At 50.9% G+C, this 21,908-nt stretch carries 8 protein-coding genes; all 8 read left to right on the top strand.

Annotated features, from left to right (window positions below):
• Positions 1-182: 182 nt before the first annotated feature.
• Positions 183-2,489, top strand: a complete 2,307-nt coding sequence (opgB, locus tag RAHAQ2_RS13330; protein ID WP_015697743.1) for a phosphatidylglycerol--membrane-oligosaccharide glycerophosphotransferase — start codon at positions 183-185, stop codon at positions 2,487-2,489.
• A 248-nt stretch (positions 2,490-2,737) separates the two neighbouring features.
• Positions 2,738-3,580: a MetQ/NlpA family ABC transporter substrate-binding protein gene (locus RAHAQ2_RS13325; RefSeq protein ID WP_015697742.1), complete on the top strand. Its 843-nt coding sequence runs from the start codon at positions 2,738-2,740 to the stop codon at positions 3,578-3,580.
• Positions 3,581-3,591: 11 nt separating this feature from the next.
• A complete protein-coding gene (locus RAHAQ2_RS13320; protein WP_015697741.1) occupies positions 3,592-4,758 on the top strand; it encodes a methionine ABC transporter ATP-binding protein in 1,167 nt (388 codons plus the stop codon).
• Positions 4,739-5,395: a methionine ABC transporter permease gene (locus tag RAHAQ2_RS13315; protein WP_015697740.1), complete on the top strand. Its 657-nt coding sequence runs from the start codon at positions 4,739-4,741 to the stop codon at positions 5,393-5,395. Before RAHAQ2_RS13320 ends, RAHAQ2_RS13315 begins: the two co-directional genes overlap by 20 nt.
• 299 nt (positions 5,396-5,694) lie before the next feature.
• Positions 5,695-9,975 carry a Tc toxin subunit A gene (locus tag RAHAQ2_RS13310; RefSeq protein ID WP_015697739.1) on the top strand — a complete coding sequence of 1,427 codons (4,281 nt, stop codon included), beginning with the start codon at positions 5,695-5,697 and terminating at the stop codon, positions 9,973-9,975.
• Positions 9,976-10,015: 40 nt separating this feature from the next.
• Positions 10,016-14,467, top strand: coding sequence for a Tc toxin subunit A-related protein (locus tag RAHAQ2_RS13305; RefSeq protein ID WP_015697738.1), 4,452 nt, complete (start codon positions 10,016-10,018; stop codon positions 14,465-14,467).
• Positions 14,468-14,515: 48 nt separating this feature from the next.
• Complete coding sequence (locus RAHAQ2_RS13300; RefSeq protein WP_015697737.1) at positions 14,516-18,910, top strand: SpvB/TcaC N-terminal domain-containing protein; 4,395 nt, start codon at positions 14,516-14,518, stop codon at positions 18,908-18,910.
• Positions 18,911-18,943: 33 nt separating this feature from the next.
• On the top strand, positions 18,944-21,895 hold the full coding sequence (locus RAHAQ2_RS13295; protein ID WP_015697736.1) for an RHS repeat protein: 2,952 nt from the start codon (positions 18,944-18,946) through the stop codon (positions 21,893-21,895).
• Positions 21,896-21,908 lie beyond the last annotated feature (13 nt).

Genomic DNA, 21,908 nt, shown 5'->3' with positions numbered 1-21,908 from the left:
TTGACCCAACAGAATCAACAGGCTATATAGCGCTATCCGTTTTTGGCATGAGTTTTCCTGTCTCAGGGATGAAGTGAATGACAAACGGGTCATTCGCCCGATGAGTTGAACCGTCGGCGCTGCTCGCAAAACAGCAGAAATGGGTCGTAGAGTTTATTGTTTAAATCAGACAGGGTGCTGAAATGGCTTCTGAGATAATTTCCTTCGTATTATTTCTTTCTTCTATTTTTCTCTACGTCACGCGGGCGTCGGCCAGCCGTGTCTGGTTTTCACTGGTGCTGTTTTTCCTCGGGCTTTACGTCATTCTTAACGTCATCCTGATCGGCAGCAATTATTTCACCGGTGAGGGCATTACGGACGCGGTGTTATATACCGTCACCAGCAGCCTGAAAGGGGCGGGGCTCAATAAATATATCCTGCCATTTATCGGCTTACTGGCGGGGCTGATTGCCGTATTTGCTTTGCTGGCATGGGGGCTGAAGCAGCGCCGTGCCAAACACAGCAGCGCCGTCTACAGTGCGCTGGCCGTGGTACTGGCGGTCTTTTCTGTCGGTTCCACCCAGGCATTCCAGAACATTTCCCGCCTGGTTAAAACGCAAATTTCCGGCAGCGGGGCAGATTTTAATACCTATTACAAAGTGCCCGAAAAAGCCATTAAAAGCGCGAAAAAGCCTAACCTGGTTTATATCTACGGCGAAAGTCTGGAACGCACGTATTTTGATGACAACGTGTTCCCCGGCCTGACCACCGAATTAAGCCGCCATAAAGCGCAGAGCACCGATTTCACGAATACCAAACAGTTGCCGGGTACCGGTTATACCATCGCCGGTATGGTGGCTTCTCAGTGTGGGATCCCGCTGTTTGCGCCGTTTGATGGCAATGCCTCCAGTGCACTGGCGACGTTCTACCCTGAGAATGTGTGTCTTGGCGACGTGCTTAAAGGTGCAGGCTACACCAACTATTTCTATCAGGGCGCTGAACTGGCTTTTGCAGGCAAAGGGACCTTCCTGAAATCCCATGGTTTCGACAATCTTTATGGTTACAACGAATTGCGCCCGACCGTGGCGGATCCGTCATATAAAAACGACTGGGGCTGGTATGACGACACTTTGCTGGATGAGGTGTACAAAAAATTCGTAACGCTGAGTCAGGAAGGTAAGCCGTTTTCACTGTTCGCGCTGACCGTTGATACGCATCATCCTGACGGCTTTATTTCACGCGGTTGTACCCGCAAGGAATATAAAGTGAACGGTAAGGCGAATCAGTCACTGAGCGCGGTGTCCTGTAGTCAGGAACTGATTGCCGCTTTTATCGATAAGATTAAAAAGTCCGGTTATTTCGATAACACCATCATTGTGGTGTCTTCCGACCATCTGGCGATGAACAATACGGCGTACAACATTCTGACCAAACAGAACCGCAAAGACCTGTTCTTCGTACTCGACGGGCGTCATCCGGTGGGTGAGCTGAACGGGGCGAAACGCAGCACGCTGGATAACGGCGCGACCATACTGGATATGATGGGCGGCGACAACTATATCGGCCTCGGACGCAGCGGTATTTCTGCGACATCGATGACCGCGCAGTTCCTGAATATTGATGACAAAGTGAATGCCTGGAAACCGGCGGTGATCAAACAGTGGGGCTTCCCGAACAGCATCAAAGATTACGCGGTGAATACCAAAGACAACACCTTCACCTTCTCCGGCATGACCATCAAAACGCCGTTTATTCTGAAGGTCACGGCAGACAAAATTGAGCCGATGTTTGATGTCTATCTGTCCACGCCGCTGAAAAAACAGCTGGCCGGACTGGCGACCAGCGATAACTTTGTCTGGGTTGATAAATGCTACGAAATGGGACGCGTCTGGGCGCCGGAATTGTCGCTCAATACCGGCCTGTGTGTTGCATCGGGGAACCTCGGGGCGAAGCCGACGATCGTGCAGGCCACCGGCGATACCTTCAAAGGTAAAGTGGACTTCGTGAAAGACACCTCGGGCAGCAATGCGATTTATCAGCAAACCCTCAGGACGCTGAACATTGATGATTCCGCCACCACTTATCAGTCGAAAGCCATCGCCTTTATGGTGCCGGGCTTGCCGGAGCAGGTAAAAGCGATTACCGGTGTTTCAGCCGTCGAAAACTGGGGACGCTGGTCAGATGCCAATCTGGCGCCGTCGGTGAAAATTGATTACGTCAAACCGCTGCCCGCCACCTTTGATGTGGTGATCCGCGCACGGGCTTACGGCAATAACATCGATAAGCCGGTTTCCGTCCGCGTCGGGGATCAGGAGCAGTTTGTCACCTTCGGCGATAAAGATGGCATCGTGAAAGTCCAGTTCACCAATCCGGGAGCGGAGCAGAGTATTGTCATCACGCCGCCGGAGCCGACCGAACCGACCGAAGGCACCAGCGGAGGCTTCCAGCCGCGTAAACTGGGCATCGGCATGGTCTCTCTTGAAGTTCAGCCGGTAGATCCGCAGTCTTAATCCGCTGTTTACCCGAAACTCAAAACCCGCTTCGGCGGGTTTTTTATTGTCAGCAGATTAAGTGACATTGCCACTCAAAAACACTTAGCATTTTTATCGCTTTACTATCCCATTTCAGTTATTCATTTCAGAAATAACTATCGTTAAAACAATATTATAAAGAAATAACCCGATGCGTATACTCGCCAAATTCCTGCACAAAAACACCGCCCTGTGCAGGCCGCTCATCAAACTTTTGGGGATAACGTATGCGCAAGACATTCAGCAAAACAAAAAACCGTATTCACCGCGCTTTTTTACTGGCTGCGACCTCGGCAGTGATCATGTCCGGCAGCGTTCTGGCACCGCTGAGTGCGGCACAGGCCGCTGATAAAACCACCATTAAAGTCGGCATTATCAGCGGGGAAGACGAAGATGTCTGGCGCGAAGTGGTCAGACAGGCCGCAGCCAAAGGTCTGACGGTAAAACCGGTGATTTTCAACGATTACAATCAACCCAATGAAGCGTTGCAAAACGGCGAAGTGGACGCCAATGCCTTCCAGCATCAGCCTTTCCTCGATAATCAGATCAAAGTGAATCACTACAATATTGTGCGCGTTGGCGATACCGCCGTGTGGCCGATTGGCCTGTACTCCAAAAAAGTGAAAACAGCGGGCGAACTGAAAGACGGGGCGGTGATCGGCGTGCCTAACGATCCGGCGAACGAAGCGCGGGGTCTGATACTGCTCCAGCAATCTGGCGTGATCAAACTCAAACCGGGTGCCGGTATTTTCGCCACCACAGCGGATATTACTGAGAATCCGCGTCATGTGACCATCAAAGAGCTGGATTCCGGCATTATCGGTCGCTCCGTGCCGGATCTTGATGCTGCGATTGTGAATACCGACTGGGCGCTGAAAAGCGGCCTGACACCGGCGGATCGTATTGCGCAGGAACCGGTAAAAGGTAATCCTTACAATAATTTCATCGCGGTGAAAACCGAAAACGTCAATGCACCGTGGGTGAAAACGCTGGTCAGTTCTTACCAGAACGATGCCGTCAGACAGGTGTTTGATAAGGTCTATAAAGGCACCGGCGTAACTGCCTGGTAAGGGTGCAAAGCATGACGATCATCTCTGAAACCGGCGCGCAATTCACGACAACGCCTTCAGACAAAGCCCATGCCCGCCCGGTGAATGCCGGGCCGTTCACCCATACTGATCGGGATCTGATGCAGGACAGTTCTGAAGACAGCACGGAAAACGTCGTGCGTCTGCACCGCGTCAGCCGTCAGTTTGGGGAAATACAGGCACTGAAAGCGGTCTCGCTGACCGTCCGGCGGGGCGAAATCATGGGCATTATCGGCCGCAGCGGTGCGGGGAAATCTACCCTGATCCGCTGTCTCAACGGACTGGAACAACCGGACAGCGGCGTGATTGAAATCGAAGGTCGCGCCATTACAGGCCTCAGCGAGAAAGCCTTGCAGGCGGTGCGCAGCCGCGTCGGGATGGTGTTTCAGCATTTCAATTTGCTGTCGGCCAAAACGGTTGAACAGAATGTCGCACTGCCATTGAAAATCGCCGGATATGACAAGGTCCGGCGTCAGGCGCGGGTCGCGAAGTTACTGGCGCTGGTCGGGCTGGAAGACAAAGCGAAAAATTACCCGGCGGCGTTATCCGGCGGTCAGAAACAGCGCGTGGGTATTGCCCGTGCGCTGGCGGCAAATCCGGCACTGTTACTCTGCGACGAAGCGACGTCGGCACTGGATCCTGAAACCACCCGTTCCATTCTCGCGCTCCTGCAATCCCTCAATCAGAAACTCGGCATTACCATTTTGCTGATCACGCATGAGATGGATGTGATCAAAAAGATAGCGCATCGCGTGGCGGTGATTAATGGCGGTGAAATTATCGAGAAAGGGCCGGTGTGGCAGGTGTTTGCTCATCCGCAATCCGCGCTGACCCGCACGCTGTTGCAGGGGTTATTGCCGCAACTGCCACAAGCGCTGGCTGAACGGTTGACGCCGGTGCGAAAAGGCGAGGCAATTTACAGCGTGCAGTATGCGGAACAGGGCAGACAGGGCGAAATTCTCACGCTGATGGCAACGGCGTTACCGGGCAAATTCCGGCTGATCCAGGGCGGTGTTGACCATATACAACATTACGCTGTCGTGCGTTTCTTCTTCTCAGTGCCGGTAAATGACGTGGCATCTGAGCAGGCCGTTTTAGACTGGCTGCAACAGCGCCAGGCCACCGTGGAGCTGACAGGTTATGTCTCCGGTCATGATTGATTTACTGATTAACGCCATCGAGGAAACGTTGCTGATGACGGCAATTTCCGGCCTGTTTTCGCTGATCGCGGGTTTGCCGCTGGGTCTGATTCTGGTGATGAGCAGCCCCGGCGGCATTGCCGAAAACCGCTGGATTAACCGCTCGCTCGGGCTGGTCATCAACGGTTTCCGCTCGCTGCCGTTTATCATTTTGCTGGTGGCGCTGATCCCGCTCACCCGTTTTCTGGTCGGTACGTCACTCGGTACATGGGCGGCGATTGTGCCATTGTCGATAACGGCAACACCGTATTTCGCCCGCGTGGCAGAAGTCTCGCTGCGCGATGTGGATCGCGGTCTGACTGACGCTGTTCGAGCGATGGGGGCCAGTAAGCTGCGTATTGTCTGGGACGTGCTGATCCCTGAAGCGCTGCCCGGTATTTTGTCCGGATTTGTGGTCACGCTGGTGGCACTGATTGGCGCATCGGCCATGGCTGGCGCTATCGGCGCAGGCGGACTAGGTGATCTGGCGATCCGCTACGGTTATCAGCGTTTCGAAACAGTTGTGATGATTGAAGTGATCGTTGTGCTGATTGTGATGGTTTGCGGCATTCAGTGGCTGGGTGATCTCATTGTGGCGCGCGTCGATAAACGTCATTAAAAAGCCGTTCGTGGTGCGCCAATACAGTTTCCGTATTTCCGGCGACCGGCGATTTTTTCCTCACATAAAACAAAAACAATATCATTTAAAATAATAATATATTTTATTGTTGATTTTATTATTTTTTTATTATCAGAATTAAAATGTGATATTTATTGTTGGATGAATGATGGCGGCCTTCTTCTTCTTATGAATACTCATCTTAAAGGCGTCTTTAGTCAGCCAGGCTGTATTGTATTTCACACTGACAACAGACCGTTTTTAACGTTGCTTGATGAGCCAATCATAAGGTGTGAAATATGTCTGGAAATAATCCTGATTCGTTATCCCGCATTTCCGCAGTATTACAACTCAACGATCAGCTTGAAGAACAGGGATACCATTCGGTATTCGATATTGTCCGTGTGCCCCGTAATACTTTTATTAACCGCCATCAGCAGGATTTCGGGCAAGACACGCAAAAAGTGTATGATCTGGCTGTTGGTTATGCGACGCAACTGAGCCGCCTGTTTAAAAAAAATGCGCTGGCTGGCGCGACAGTTGCAGCGACTTCACCCGCGTTGTTACGGGGCGTGCAAAATTCTCAGGACTTACAGGCAACACAACTGGGTGCCCTTGAACAAAACATTCCCACCTATGCTTCACTGTTTAATGAGACCTGGACGCAATACTGCCTGACCAGCGCACCCGAAGCGCTGGACTCACCGGTGTCCTACCTCAGCTTCCTTTATCAACAGGCGCTGGACTGGGAAAACGCCGCTGGCTCAGCCGTTAACAGCGTGTTTTATTTAAGCCAGCGTCGCCCTGATTTACCCCGTCTGCTACTGGATGATGACGCGATCAATCAGGTCATACCGACGCTGGATATTGTCAATGATGTACTGGAAGCGGCTATTGCCCCTTCGGTTCCTGAGTCGACAACGGTTGATAAAACATTATCCACCACCCGTTATCCGAATACGTTGCCCTATCATTATCCGCATCAACAAGTTCTGACTGCCTTGGAAGATAAATCGGTTGTTTTACAGGACATTATCCAGCAGGCGGATGTCACCTGGCCGTTGTTCACCGGCGATGCTTTCAGCAGCGTGTTAGCCGATACGGCAAAAAAACTCGGCAGCAACCTGGCACCCGAACAACAGCACATTGTTGCCGAAGCGGTCAATGCCAGCACTGATGCCTGGTATCAGGCGAATTACGGTGTCGCCAGCGCTGCCAGTGCTGTGACGGAATTAGAAGACAGAGAGGTATTTTTGCAAAAAACCTCGCTGGATGAAACGCAACTGGAATCATTAATAGCCGGCAATGCCGGGGGAAGTACGGTGGTCGCTTCCGCTAATGTGCCGGGGCTTTCTGCCAGCCCGTTACAATATGGCGCGAAGTTTATTAATGCCGGGCAGGGTGAGCCTGTGAAAATTAATCCTATTAGTGACAGGCTTTACTCAGCTCCGGTTCAGGATGAGGCGGGTAAGGTCAATTTAATATTTAATGGCGAGCCGACATATACCACTGATTGCCCTTATGGCCGCGCAGTCATTACCGAGCCGGATAAAAACAATAACTTTTATTTACCCAGCGATCTTATTTATTCACAAGGTAAGTACATTTCTTATACGCTAAATTTTTGGTGCAAAATTCATGAGGGCGCTCCAGACCATGCATTAATATATACCAATAAATTAGATGCCGATGCTGATACCTCTGCTGGAATAAGTTTATTTTTATTGTTGAGTAATGGTGCCTATTCTCTCTCCTTTGAATTCAGCGATGGGGTACACATATCGAAGGCGACTATACCCTTTAGCGGGATTGGTAAGTGGTGTTATTTCAATACTATGTTTGCAAGTGGCGATGGCACAAACACCAACTCCATGACAATTTATTTTCGATATGGTTACGGAGGGGTTTTTAAAAACTATAGAGAACTTGATCTTACAGCTATCACTTCCATTGGCCATTCAGACTGCTTTGGTTTTAATGGCAACAAAGGTAATGCGTACTATGAAAAATATCCGAACAGAAAAGCAGTCATGGAATTCGATGATATGGCGATTTGGAGTTACTATATATCGGTTGGACCGATAACTGATATCATGAATAGTGATTTACCCGTTGGTGGTCGCACGGATATGATTCATTATTATCCTTTAGATAAAGATTCAGACGGATGTCTCGTTTATCTCAACTATGATCGCCTGGAAAGGATCAACCGCCAAATCCGTTTACAGCGCTGGTTGGGGTTACCTTATGATCAGGTCGATTTATTGGTCAGTGCCGCCCAGCATGCAGAAAATAACACGACACTTACCATGAATGACAATACGCTGCGTATGCTGGGAGTCTTTTGTCATTATCAGCAATATTATGATGTCAATGCCTGGCAATTTGCCGCGCTGATCGACGAAATAACGCCGTATGCTATTTCTCCTGCAGTACCCTTTTTTGATCAGATATTTAATTCACCTTCATTATTTGAAAAACCTTTTGCCTTGACCAATACCAACTTTATTTATGACGACAATAGCAGCCAGAACGGTCGCATTATTAAACAACTCTGTGCGGGATTAGGGATTACCGAAGCGCAATTTTCCGTTCTGGCGGAACGGGTTGCAGGGCAACAGGGCAATCTGGTCAATAAAACCTTGCCCTGTACATTACCGGTGGTCTCGGCTCTGTACCGGCTGGCGACGCTGCCGAAACTGTTTGGCCTGAGCCTGACCGAAGGGCTGTCACTGATGCAGCTCATCAGCGGTCAGCGGGTAGTCGACAAACTGGCCGGGGTACCGGTCATTAAGGCGGTGAATGCCAGCGGCGACGATATTCTCGATGTGCTGATGGCGTTGTCTTCCGGGGTGCAATGGCTGAAAACGACAGGGCTTTCTGCCGCCACCTCGCTGGTGATTCTGGATACTGAGGGAGCCAGACAACCTCAGGAAAATGCCACCACCGGTCAGATGAATTTGATCAGCGATATTAATCAGCACCTCAGTTCAGCATTGCTGACGGATGCGGTTTTTGAAGCGAGTAATCTGTCTATGGATATAAGCAAAAGTCCTGAAACCATGAGAGAAGGCTCATTTTGTAAGTTACTTGGTGAAGACGAAAGTAAATTTACACCCAGCTATCAGGTTGATACAACGCGATCAGAATATATCGCTTTCTCAGATGTTGTCATGACCGGGCTTCAGGGGGATAAAGACTATGCCATCGGTTTTTGGATGAATGTCCCGGTGAGCGTTACTGATGATAAAGTACATATTATGATGACTGATAAAACATCAAGTCAGCGTCATGGTTTCGAAATTAATTATAATGCTGGTACGAGTACAAAACATATCGAGGTGACTTATCTTGATGATGCTTCATCGGGAGTACATATCACCGGGGCGTATATGACTAAAGGAGAATGGTTGTATGTATATTATGGCTTTAAAGCAGATGAAATTAAATTACAGCTATATATCAGCTCAGCGGATGAATTCTGGCAAAGCAATCCCAACCGTATAGCATCTGCTCAAATTACACCAGGATCGAGTGTAACAATAGGTCGGTTTGGGGATTTAGGGAAGTATGGCCAGCCCACTGTTACAAATTATTGTGATATCTCCGTGTGGGATCGATTGCTGACACTTGAAGAGATTCGAAATATTGTAAAAAACAACGTACCGGTAAGCGATTGTAAATACAAAATAATGCCTGGTAGCTATATCTTCATCTTTAGCGACCTGATTGATGCCGACGGTATAATTTTACCGGTTGTATGCCAGCCCAGAGAATCTGAACTGGAGGCTATCACCCGCATGGTGGCTGCAGATATTGCCAAAGTTGAAATTGACAGCCTGTTAACTGATGAACAAATCACGGCACAATTCGCCAACCTGATCTACCAGACGAAATTAACCCAGGACGGTATTGCCAACAGTGCCATTGCCCGAACATTGGGTGTTGATCAGTCCCTTTCTCCTTTCCTGCTGACGTGGGCGGATTCCGGCAGTTATGACTTACTCAGCAAGACCTGGGCACTGCGTGACGTCACTGATGCCCATTACCGCGGAGTCACCACCTGGTCCGAGCTGCTGTTTGATGTCGGCCGCCGGGCGGCACTGACCCGTATTTTCCAGTTGTCTGCGGCGGCGGTGAGCACCTATCTCAGCCATCCTGACTGGTTTGGTGTGCCGGATACCACCCTGACCCTGCCACTACTTTACGCCTTTAGCCGCTATGACTGTCTGAGCCTGCAAACGCCGCTGAATGAAGATGACATTCTGGCGTATCTGAGCCGGGCAAGCAACGGCATCGTGCTCGGCCCGGCGGAGTCCAGCCGTGCGCTTGCCGCACTGCTTGGCTGGGAGGTGAAGGAAACGGAAGAGGCTATTTATTACGTCTGCAATAATGCACCGGCCAACTGGGTGTACAGTATAATTCTGATTGATCAGGTCATGCGCCTGCAGCACCTCAGTCAGCTCACCGGACTGTCGATGACCCCTCTGCTGGAGATTATTCAACTGACGACACAAAGCGATTACGACCAGTGGCAGCAGGCCGGGGAATCCCTGATTTCCACGACGCAGGCGGAATAAATCCGCGATAACCCAATCGTTAAATACAGGAATCATTATTATGACAACATCAGCGGCAGCAAAATTAAACGAAGGTTATCGTGACGCCTTACTGGCTTATTATATGGGGCAATATCTGCCAAATTATCAGGCCGGTGAGTTGCAGGACTGTATCCGCGATACCAACGATATCTATGAATATTTATTGATTGACCCGTTAGTCACCCAACAGGTGACGACGTCAAAAGCCTCAGCCGCCATGACCAGTATTCAGCAATACCTGAACAGTCTGGCGCTGAATATGGAGCCGGGTTTTGACAGTGACGTGATCGACCCCGATACGCTCAGTGCGTGGAAGCAAGGCGCGAATCAATACAGCCTCTGGGCCGGGGCCATGGAGCTGGACACTTACCCTGAAAATTATATCGACCCGTCATTGCGCAGTTCGAAAACGACTTTTTTCAAAAATCTGGAAACCACCTTAAACCAGAATCAAATCAACAGTGATACTGCGCAGAGTGTAGTGCTGAATTATCTTAATGAATTTGAACAAATCGCCAACCTGAATGTGGTCAGCGGATCTCTGGATGGCTTCGATGAAGAACAGGATGTTTATTATTTTCTTGGCCGCAGTAAAGATAGCCCGGCCGTGTGGTACTGGCGTTCGCTGAATATGGGGATGAGTGAAAATGGGATCATTCCGGCCAGTGCCTGGTCAGAGTGGTTAAAAGTGGATGTCAATCTTGCGGAAGAAACACTGGTCGGAATCGTGCGTCTGGTCATGTTTAATAACCGCTTATACCTGAGCTGGTGGGAGCGGAGTATAACAACAGATGAGGCTGGCAGCAGCGGTGATCAGATTAATTACAGTGCTACCATTACCGCCTATGTTGCCTATAGAAAATATGATAATAGCTGGAGTGCGCCTCAGGCTTTAGGCAGTCAGACAGTGGATGATACCAGCTGGCTCTATGACACCGATAAATCTGATCTTTATACTTTGTCGGTGCAGGATGATCCCTCTGCTAGCGGAAATCAGCGTAGCCTGTGTGTGAGCCTGGTATCAGATGATGTTGATAATTTTCTTCAATATCGTGTTGATGAGTGGTTTAATGTTATTATCAATGATAGTGGCTTTGATATCTCTAGTTATTTCCCTTATCTCTGCACCAGTGACCATCAATCTCGTATTCAACCAAAAATAGCGGGGTCATTTAAATATTATCTTACCTCTTTTTCAAGCCTGAACATATCTGATAGTGCCCATCTGGTAAATAAAATATCACCAGTCAAAGATAGTGATGTAAAAGTAGTCAAGAATTCGTCGGGCGCTATAATCGTCAGCTTTGATTTAAATGCGACCTTTAATAATTACCACTATGCTAAGCTTAGTATCAACTCTATTGATAGTGGTGACGTTAATGGTAGTTTATCAGCAACTATTCAACTGGCAGGGAATGATATTTATCTCGATGCGCATTATGATCCTTCTTATGATTATCATAATTATTATGCCTACGTTACTGTTGAAAGGAATCGTTATGATGGCTTATTCCCTTTTGGGAGGCATAAGTTTGATTCAGATAGTATGTTATCGCTTTCACTCGCAAATTCATTTAGTGAGTCGCACATAAATCAGCTTGTTTCAAGCGGGGCCGCAGATATACATTTTCAAGTCGTCCAGCTTGTTTATGGTGATGAATTTAATAACAATGTATATTCCGCTTTTGGCTTTTTTGATTACAGCCATACAAAGACGATTTTAAGTGGCTATTTGGGGGAGTGGAAAAGCAGTACACGCCTGGCAACCCAGGAATTTGCTTCGGCAAACAGCACACAGACCTATTCACTCAATATTCCTTATACTTTACCTTCACTAAATCAGTTGGTGACGATTTCTTATGGAATAAGCCAGACGCTTAATGGCACCAGCTACGGTGACTCGGCCATTAAAATAAATTTTAAAGTGAATGAAGGGCTGGCTAATTCACCGAAATTAAACTCAATCACTGATATCACCTTAGGTAAAGTGCAATTTCTCGATTTTAGCCAGTTCAGTTCAACAATCTCCGCAATTCGCCTTAACACCCTGTTCGCGAAAGAGCTGGTCGCCAAAGCCAACATCAGCATTGATGCCCTGCTGGCCTGGGACACCCAGCTTACGCTGGAACCTGCATTAACATCGGGTGGCACTGCGGTGCCGATGGACTTTAACGGTGCCAATGGCCTCTACTTCTGGGAACTGTTTTTCTATATGCCGTATCTGGTGGCCTGGCGGCTGAACCAGGAACAACAGTATGCACAAGCGCGAAACTGGTACCACTATCTGTTTGACCCCTCTGCGCGAGGCCGTGTTAGCAGCAATCCGCTATATCCGCAGCCTGATTACTGGAATTCCCGGCCAATTGTCACGCCGGACGTGACAGATTTGCTGGCGGATTCCCTGATTAACCCTCTTGACCCGGACAGTGTGGCGATGAGCGAGCCGGTGCACTATCGCAAGAACCTGTTCATGGTGTATGTGCGTAATATTCTTGATCAGGCGGATAACTTCTACCGTCAGCTGACGCCGGATGCGCTGGGCAATGCGCGTTTAGGTTATGCGCAGGTCAGCAATTTACTCGGGCCGGATCCGGCGTTAAAGATTGTCAATCAATGGCAGCCTCAAACGCTGGCAGAGGTGAGTGCCAGCCCCAATCTTGCGTTGCGCAATTTTGAGCAGCAACTCATCAGCACCACGGATTTGCCGCTGCTAAGCGGCGGGCTCAATCAGGCGCTGGCAGTGCAGGATAATGCGAACTTTGTTTCGCCTCTCAATGTGCAGTTGCTGGCGTTCTGGCAAACGCTCAATGGCCGGCTGTTTAATCTGCGTCACAATCTGAGTATCAATGGCCAGCCGATGATCCTTCCACTCTACGCGCCGCCTGCTAACCCGACACAACTGATGCAGCAGCGGGCGCAGGGCGGCAGCCTGTTGCAGGTCGCCGGGGGCGCCGCAATCAATATTCCGGCTTATCGCTTCCGGGTCTTGTTGCCGGGTGTTTACAGCGCCATTTCAACACTGACCCAGTTTGGCAGTAATTTGCTGAGTTTCTACGAACGGGGGGAGAGTGCCGCGTTGCAGGAGCTGGATCAGCAGCAGGCAGTAGATCTCTCGGAATTTGCGATTACTCTGCAGGAAGAAGCCCTTAACGAGCTGCAGGCAGAGCGTGACGCCATGTATGCCAGCCGTGAGGTGACGGCACAGCGTTTCGCGCACTACCGCTCGCTTTACGAAGACAACTTAACCGATCAGGAAGAGTCTGTGCTGAACAGCTACTCTGCCTCGGCAGCATTGATAGCTGCTGCCCCGGCGATGTCCCTCGCCGGAGCCGCGCTGGATATGGCACCGAATATTTTTGGTCTGGCTGTCGGCGGGTCAAAATGGGGGGGGTTACTTTATTCCGGTTTCGATTCTCTCCAGTCCGCGGCGATGGTCACGCAAACCGCCGCTCAGCGGATCCAGATATCTGAGGAATGGCGTCGCCGTCGTGATGAATGGAAAATTCAATATCAGCAGGCGGAGGGGGAACTGAACGCCATTGATAAGCAACTCGATACACTGAGCATCCGGCAACAGTCCGCGCAGACATCGCTCGCGCAGGCAAAACAACAGCAACACAATCTGCAATCCACGCTGACCTTCCTCAATACGCGCTTTAGTCAGTCCTCTCTGTATAACTGGCTGGCCGGGCAAATGGCGGCCCTTTATTACCAGGCCTATGATGCGGTGATTACGCAGGCGCTGAATGCACAATCCGCCTGGCAGTACGAAATTGGTGATTTCACCACGGTATTTATCAACACCTCTGCCTGGAATAACAGCTACCGGGGCTTGCTGGTCGGCGAGAACCTGCAGCTTAACGTGCAGCAGATGGAAGCGGCCTGGCTGGGCCGTAATACCCGTCGTTTAGAGATGACTAAAACGATTTCGCTGCGTCAGTTGCTGGGCAGCCAGTTTGATGTTCAGCGCCAGAATGGGGTCTTCAGCTTTACGCTCAATGAGACGCTGTTTGATAACGACTATCCGGGGCAATATCTGCGCCAGATAAAATATGTCTCTGTTTCATTGCCTACCCTGATTGGCCCGTGGCAGGACGTTCGCGCCTTACTGACGCAGACCGGCAGCAGTACCTTACTGAAGGCGGACATCCTTGGTGTGCAATATTTGCAGGATCCCACCACCGGAAGTGACAGCAATGTGATAGCCAATCTGCGTGCCAGCCAGCAAGTGGCTATTTCGCGCGGACTCTCAGACAGCGGTCTGTTTGAACTCTCGTTTGGGGACGAACGCTATCTGCCGTTTGAAGGGACGGGTGCAATTTCTGGCTGGCAACTTTCGTTCCCGAACCCTGCGCATACCGAACAAAAAGCCCTGCTTGATGCACTCAATGATGTGATTGTTCAGGTCAACTACACCGCGCTGTATGGCGGGACAACCTTTGAAGAGGATGTGAAAGCCACATTGTCGTGATGGAATAAAACAAGGCGAAGGTAGCGACATCCATTTTCAGGAGGCGGTATGCAACAAACAGAGAAGTCTTCAACGTTACCCGTAAATACACTCTCCCTGCCGAAAGGCGGGGGAGCCATTCAGGGCATGGGCGAAGCACTCGGGAATATCGGCCCCGGCGGTATGGCCGGTATGACTGTGCCGTTGCCCATTTCTGCCGGGCGGGGCTATGCGCCTGCGCTGGCGCTGAGTTACAGCAGCGGGGCAGGAAACGGCGAATTCGGTTTGGGGTGGGGATGCGCGGCGGCAAGCATTCAACGACGGACCAGCCGGGGTGTGCCTCATTATACTGATGAGGACGCGTTTATCGGGGCGAGCGGGGAAGTGCTTATCCCAAAATACGGCGATGACGGGCAAATAGTCAGCCGTAACGTCTCACGTTACGGACAGGTGACGCTGGATCAAACCTGGCGCGTCACTCCATACCTTTCGCAAGTCACCGCCGGGAGCGATCTTATTGAGCGCTGGCAGGGTACGCAGGGCGGCGATTTCTGGCTGATTCATACCGCCGACGGCCAGCTTCATTGTCTGGGCAAATCGCCAGCGGCACAGCTTACCGACCCCGAAGACGCCAGCCGCATTGCGGGCTGGATGTTGCAGGAGTCGGTCAGTCCCAACGGTGAACATATTTGCTATCGTTATAAAAAAGAAGATGATGCCGGTGTCAGCCTGACCGGGAATGAACAGCAACGCGATCACCGCACGTTTGTGTATCTGACGCAGGTTGATTATGGCAACCAAACGGCGCAGGAAGCGCTGTATGCCTGGACGGAGACGATGCCAAATGACAGCCAGTGGCTGTTTAGCCTGGTGTTCGATTATGGCGAGAGGAGTCTGGATCCGAATGCGCCTGTCGCCTGTGCGCCTGCGACTGACTGGCTGGCGAGACCGGATCCTTTTTCACGCTATGACGTGGGCTTTGAGGTTCGCTGTCATCGTCTTTGTCGTCAGGTTCTGATGTTTCATCGTTTTCCGTCTGAACTGCACGCGGCGGAAACATTAGTGCTCCGGCTTCTGCTGGAGTACCAAAGTTCTGCCACCCTAAGCCAGATGATCAGCGCGCAAATTCTGGCCTATGAAACCGATGGCACGGTGCAAAGCCGTCCGCCGCTTGATCTGAGTTACAGCCCGTTCTCTGTCAGTCCCTCATCTGAACAGTGGCAGCCTTTTCCTGCGCTGGCGGGCCTTGACGACGGGCAGCAATATCAGCTGGTGGATTTATACGGCGAAGGCATTCCGGGCGTCCTGTTTCGCCAGTCCGGCGGCTGGTATTACCGTGCACCGGTACGAGGCAGCGAAGGTGAGAACAGCGTCACTTACGGTGACTGGCAGCTTTTACCTCGGGTGCCTGCCATGCAGTCTTCCTCTATGGCGTTGATGGATGTTAACGGAGACGGACGGCTGGACTGGCTGGTGACTGCGCCTGGCATCAACGGTTTCTTTACCCTCAACCCGTCGGGTGAATGGTCGTCCTTTACGCCGTTTTCCGCCTTTCCGACAGAATTCACCCATCCTTCAGCACAGTGGGCCGATCTGTCCGGCTCGGGGCTGACGGACATCGCGTTAATCGGGCCGAAAAGCGTGCGTCTGTATGCCAATAACCGCGAGGGTTTTACCCGTCCGGTGCAGATCGAGCAGCAATACACTTTGCCGGTTTTTGCCCGGGATGCCACTGAGCTGGTGGGGTTCAGCGACATGCTGGGATCAGGCCAGCAACATCTGATCCGCATCCGTTATGACGGCATCACCGTCTGGCCGAATCTGGGGCATGGCAAATTTGGTGAACCTTTTGTTCTCAGTACGCTGAGCTTTGATCGCCAGAGTTTTGACCCCGGCCGCATTATTCTGGCCGATCTGGACGGATCGGGTGGCGCTGATTTGTTGTATATGCACAGTGATTACATCGAGGTTTTTGCTAACCTGTCGGGTAACGGCCTGGCCGCCCCGATGCAGCTTGCGCTGCCAGCCGGTATCCGTTACGACAATCTGTGCCAGTTAAATGTCGCCGATTCGCAGGGCCTGGGCGTAGCCAGTCTGATCCTGTCGGTGCCCTACATGACGCCCCGGCACTGGCATTGTGATTTAACCAGCATAAAACCTTATCTTCTGGAGGCGGTGAATAACAATCAGGGCAATCACAACCAAATTATTTACCGCAGTTCGGCGCAAGAGTGGCTGGATGAAAAACAGCAGTTTCCCGGCGCTGTTTCAGCACTGCCTTTCCCGATCCATATCGTTTCGCAAACGGTCAACACCGACGAGATCAGCGGCAGTGTACTGACGCAACGCAGCCGATACCGTAAAGGGGTGTATGACGGCGTTATGCGCGAATTTTATGGCTTTGGTTATCTTGAACAAACCGATACTACCGGTGGTGTTCTAACGAGTGAAGATACAGAGCCGCTGATCAGTAAAAGCTGGTTTCATACCGGACGCGAAGAAGATGAAAGCGACCTCTACGGCACACCCTATGTGGGGCGTTTTACTGTCACGGTGAACCCGACCTGGTTGAGTCAGTTCGATGCGTCCGGTGGCAAAGACATTGCACTGACGGATGTGAGTCACGAAAACCGCGCCATGCTCTATCGTGCGCTGAAAGGATCATTACTTGGCAGTGAGGTGTATGGGGCAGATAACCCGATCCCTTATACCCAGACCCGACAACGTTATCAGGTGCGGCTGGTGCAACCCGCCAAAGGTAAAAACGCCAGCGTAGCGATGCCGGGCTTGCTTGAGTCGGTCAGCTATAACTGGGAGCAGATCGCCACAGATCCGCTGATTGCCCAGCAAGTGGTGATGCAAAAAGACTGCTTTGGTGCCACGGTGTGGCAGGTGAATATAAACTATCCCCGTCTGACCAAACCCGGGGTTGATCCGTATCCGGCCATATTACCGGATACGGCATGGGCGAGTTCGTATGACAGTCAGCAGCAGGTGCTGAGAATAACCGAGGGGCGGGCATCTTATATTGATTTAACTGACGCTCAGGCATGGCGTCCGGGGATCAGTGACTGTCAGCGTACCAATATCCTGACCTATGAAAATTACGCGTTACCGGCCAGCGGCATTACGTTTGAAATGTTGTCTGAACCAGACGGGTTACTCGGCAATAGTCGCCCGCGTATTTATGCAGGTCAAAGTCAGATTTTTTATCAACCTGCCGTGCCGGATTTAGGCGCAAGGGTTGATCATGTCGAAACGGCTGAACTGGATGAGGCCAGTCTGGCGGCCTATGACGGCATACTGAGCCGTGACGAACTTATTCCTCTGCTGGCGCAGGCAGGATATGTGCACGTACCGGCGTTGTTGCCAGTGCCGGGTGCCAGTGATGAACCGGTTTATTGTATTGCCAGTGCTTATACGACTTATCTGCCCGCCAGCCGTTTTTATTTGCCTGAGACACAGCGGCAAACCATGCTAACCGGCGCGACCACACTCACTTATGACGATTACGCCTGTTGTGTCATCAGCTCGCGTGATGCTGCCGGGAATACCACCTCCGCCGCCTATGACTATCGCTTCCTCAAGCCCTGTAAGATCATTGATATCAACGATAATACCGCTGAAATTCAACTGGACGCACTCGGCGGGCAGATGGGAAGCAGTTTCTACGGAACGGAGCAGGGCGTGATGACCGGATTTGATTCGGTGACGGAATACCCTGTTCCGGTAACACTGACGGTTGAACAGGCCATTAATCAGGCCGAAGGCAGCCCGCAGCATCTGGCAACCGTTATTGTTGATGACCCCTTCAGCTGGATGGGGCAGGTTACACAACAACAGTGTGGTAGTGGCTGGGATACTCTTCTGGAACAGCGGTTTATTACCTTTGAGGGCTATATTCGTGCTGCCGGGCGGGACTGGGCAAACTCGACGCGGGAGATTAGCGGCCTTGATGCTTCTGTTCGTGGGCTTCTTGCTGATGCGGTGACGACACCTGTTCATGTTGCCACCCTGACGGCAGACCGCTATCCCGATGATGATCAACAACAGGTCCGCATCAGCGTGGCTTTTTTTGATGGCTTTGGCCGGACATTGCAACAAAGCGGCAAGGTTGCCCCGGGCGATGCGTGGGTGCGCGATACCGCCGGAGAACTGGTGATCGCCACGGGAGGCGAGCCGGTGACAACACCGGCTGACCCGCGCTGGGCAGTCAGTGGCCGGGTGGAATACAACAATAAAGGGCTGCCGGTGCGGGCATACCAGCCTTATTTCATTAACGACTGGCAATACGTTGTTGATTCCGCGCTGCGCACCGCAGGTTATGCGGATACCCATTTTTATGATGCGCCGGGACGGGAAATTAAAGTGGTCAGAGCGGGGTCAGGTTACCAGACCCGTCAGCAATATTTCCCGTGGTTTACAGTGAGTGAGGATGAGAACGATACGCAGGAGGCATTATGACTCTGTTTAATGATACGCCAAAGGAGGCCGCTAATGTCTGGCACAAATAATACGTTATATCAGCGTACACCGGATATCACCGTGGTGGATAATCGCGGACTTACTGTGCGTGACATTGCATATTACCGCCATCCGGACACAGTGACAGTGACAGACGAGCGCATCATCCAACTTAAGTATAATGCGCGTGGTTTTATGACTCATAGCGCCGACCCACGATTGTCTCAGACTGCACAAACTAACTTCATGTATCTGACCGATCTGTCGGGGAATATTCTGCGAACCCTGAGTGCCGACGCGGGTACCACCATCGCCCTTAACGATGCTGCCGGACGATTGTTAATGATAGTGAGCGGTATCAGTACCAATGACGAGGGACATGTCGACTGTTCACAGGCTGTGACCAGCAGCTACAAATATGAAGGAAACACCCTGCCAGGACGTCCGTTAAGTATCACTGATCACGTCACCGGAGATATTGCCAGAGTATCCGAACGTTTCGTGTATGCAGGCCATACAGAGACAGAAAAAAATGTGAACCTGGCAGGGATATGTGTCAGCCACTACGATACGGCTGGCCTTATACATACAGACAGTGTGGCGCTGACAGGCATGTCGTCGTCAGTCACTTTAAGGCTGTTGAAGAATGCAGATGACCCGGATACCGTCGCGAACTGGCAGGGAGAAGAGATGTCCGCATGGAATGACCAACTGGCTATGCAGAGTTATACGACCCTGACGACAACGGATGCCAGCGGTCTGCCGCTTATGACTACCGATGCAGCCGGTAATCTGCAGCGTATGAAGTACGACGTCGCAGGAATGCTGTCGGGCAGTTGGCTGAAAGTTAAGGGTGTAGAGAAAGCGATTATTCAGTCCCTGGCATACTCAGCTGCCGGGCAGAAGTTGCGGGAGGTCCACGGAAATGGTGTGGTGACGACTTACAGTTATGAGCCACAGACCTTGCGTCTGATGGGGATAACTACTGCGCGTCCGGCTGGACATGTCGCAGGGGCAAAAATACTGCAAGATCTGCGCTATGAATACGATCCGGTCGGCAACGTGCTGTGCATCACCAACGACGCAGAAGAAACCCGATTCTGGCGAAATCAGAAAGTGGTGCCTGAGAGTAGATATCACTATGACAGCCTGTATCAACTGGTCAGTACCACAGGACGGGAGATGGCTAATGTTGGCCAGCAAGGCAGTGATTTACCTCCTGCCACGGTTCCCATTGACAACTGCACTTACACCAATTACACCCGCAATTTCAGCTATGACCGGGGGGGCAATCTGACACAGATCCGCCATAGCGCTCCCGCGACAAATAACAACTACACCACCAGCATAACGATAAGTGATCGCACTAACCGTGGCGTGCTCAGCACGTTGACGGGAGAGTCATCCGAGGTAGATGCATTGTTCACTGCACGCGGCGTTCAGAAGCAATTACAGCCGGGGCAGCAACTTAGCTGGACTGCACGTGCAGAGCTTTTGCAGGTAGCACCGGTGTCGCGTGACGCAGACGATAATGACAGTGAGAGCTACCGTTACGATGGTAGCAGTTTGCGGGTGCTGAAAGTCAGTACACAAAAAACCAACAACAGCCTGCAGAGCAAACGGGTGTTATATCTGCCCGGACTGGAGATGAGAAGTACAGCGAATAGCAGCGGGCTGACAGAGGATTTGCAGGTGATCACTGTAGGTGAAGCTGGCAGGGCGCAGGTGCGAATGCTGTACTGGGAGAGGGGTAAACCGGCGGACATCAGTAATGGTCAATTGCGTTACAGTTACGATAATCTGGTGGGCAGCACTGGATTAGAAGTTGATGGCGACGGTGTTGTCATCAGTCAGGAGGAGTATTATCCCTATGGGGGTACCGCTGTCTGGGCGGCGCGCAGTGCAATAGAAGCAGACTACAAAATCCTGCGTTACTCAGGCAAGGAACGGGATGCAACCGGGTTGTACTATTACGGTTACCGCTATTATCAGCCATGGGCCGGACGCTGGTTAAGTGCCGACCCCGCCGGGACGATGGATGGCTTAAATCTGTATCGAATGGTCAAAAACAATCCCGTGACTTATACAGATAAAAACGGCTTTTTTGCTGAAAAACCTAATGGTTTTAATTGGGTCAGAAGGGCGGATGGTGGGCAGCATAATTTTGCCGGCATGTCTTTGTTTTCTGTTAATGAGAATTTAGACAGAAAAGCTGAGTATTTAAAAAATCAGGGAGTCAGAACGGTTATCGCCCTGGAATCAAATAACTATCAGGCATCAAAAGAAGCCCTTAATAAGCAGGGCATAACGTTTATTTTATTCCCCATAAATGACTGGCATGCGCCTTCGGTTAATCAGCTGGCTGCTTATAATGCATTGGTTGATGAATACAGTAAAACCGGAAAAGTTGCCACGCATTGTTGGGGAGGCATGGGACGAACAGGTGTATTTCTGGCATCACGTCTTTTGCATATTGGTGAGGAAAATAATGCCCAGAACGCGCTCTTGGCCGCGCGTGAAAGGTATCATGATAAATCTGTCGAGATGAAAGCACAGTACAATGCCCTGGCCCGGCTCTCGGATAGCATAGGGCTGGAACCCTCGGTAAAAGTATCCTCTCTCCAGATCCACTGGGATAATCAGCACGGAGATGATGGAATGTATGCAGATCCTGGTCATCAGAATGCCAAAAAATATGCGGGTGTTGATGAGAACTGGATGAGGTCTGTTGCCGTTTCAGAGGCGGGTATGTCTGAGGGGGTACCTGATTATAAAATATTTTCTCCAAAGCTCGCATTGAAACCGAAACCTGTCGTGGCACCTGCGCCTGTAATGAATACTCAAAATGATCCTTTAGAAGGTATTCCGCCATTCATACCAAAGTCTGCTGCAGCTCCGGTTAATAAAACAAGTTTGTGGAGTCGTTTTACTTCTTTTGTTAGCGGGATTTTTAGACGGTTATTCAGCTTTATTCGTCGTAAATAATATATTTCGTTAT

This window comes from Rahnella aquatilis CIP 78.65 = ATCC 33071 (assembly GCF_000241955.1).
Taxonomy (GTDB): domain Bacteria; phylum Pseudomonadota; class Gammaproteobacteria; order Enterobacterales; family Enterobacteriaceae; genus Rahnella; species Rahnella aquatilis.
This window is presented reverse-complemented; position numbering and strand designations above follow the sequence as displayed.

Excerpts from the sequence above, each read along its gene's own strand:
- RAHAQ2_RS13300 (WP_015697737.1), top strand. The coding sequence starts at position 14,516 with ATGCAACAAACAGAGAAGTCTTCAACGTTACCCGTAAATACACTCTCC.
- RAHAQ2_RS13315 (WP_015697740.1), top strand. The coding sequence starts at position 4,739 with ATGTCTCCGGTCATGATTGATTTACTGATTAACGCCATCGAGGAAACG.
- RAHAQ2_RS13325 (WP_015697742.1), top strand. The coding sequence starts at position 2,738 with ATGCGCAAGACATTCAGCAAAACAAAAAACCGTATTCACCGCGCTTTT.
- RAHAQ2_RS13320 (WP_015697741.1), top strand. The coding sequence starts at position 3,592 with ATGACGATCATCTCTGAAACCGGCGCGCAATTCACGACAACGCCTTCA.
- RAHAQ2_RS13295 (WP_015697736.1), top strand. The coding sequence starts at position 18,944 with ATGTCTGGCACAAATAATACGTTATATCAGCGTACACCGGATATCACC.
- RAHAQ2_RS13305 (WP_015697738.1), top strand. The coding sequence starts at position 10,016 with ATGACAACATCAGCGGCAGCAAAATTAAACGAAGGTTATCGTGACGCC.
- RAHAQ2_RS13310 (WP_015697739.1), top strand. The coding sequence starts at position 5,695 with ATGTCTGGAAATAATCCTGATTCGTTATCCCGCATTTCCGCAGTATTA.
- opgB (WP_015697743.1), top strand. The coding sequence starts at position 183 with ATGGCTTCTGAGATAATTTCCTTCGTATTATTTCTTTCTTCTATTTTT.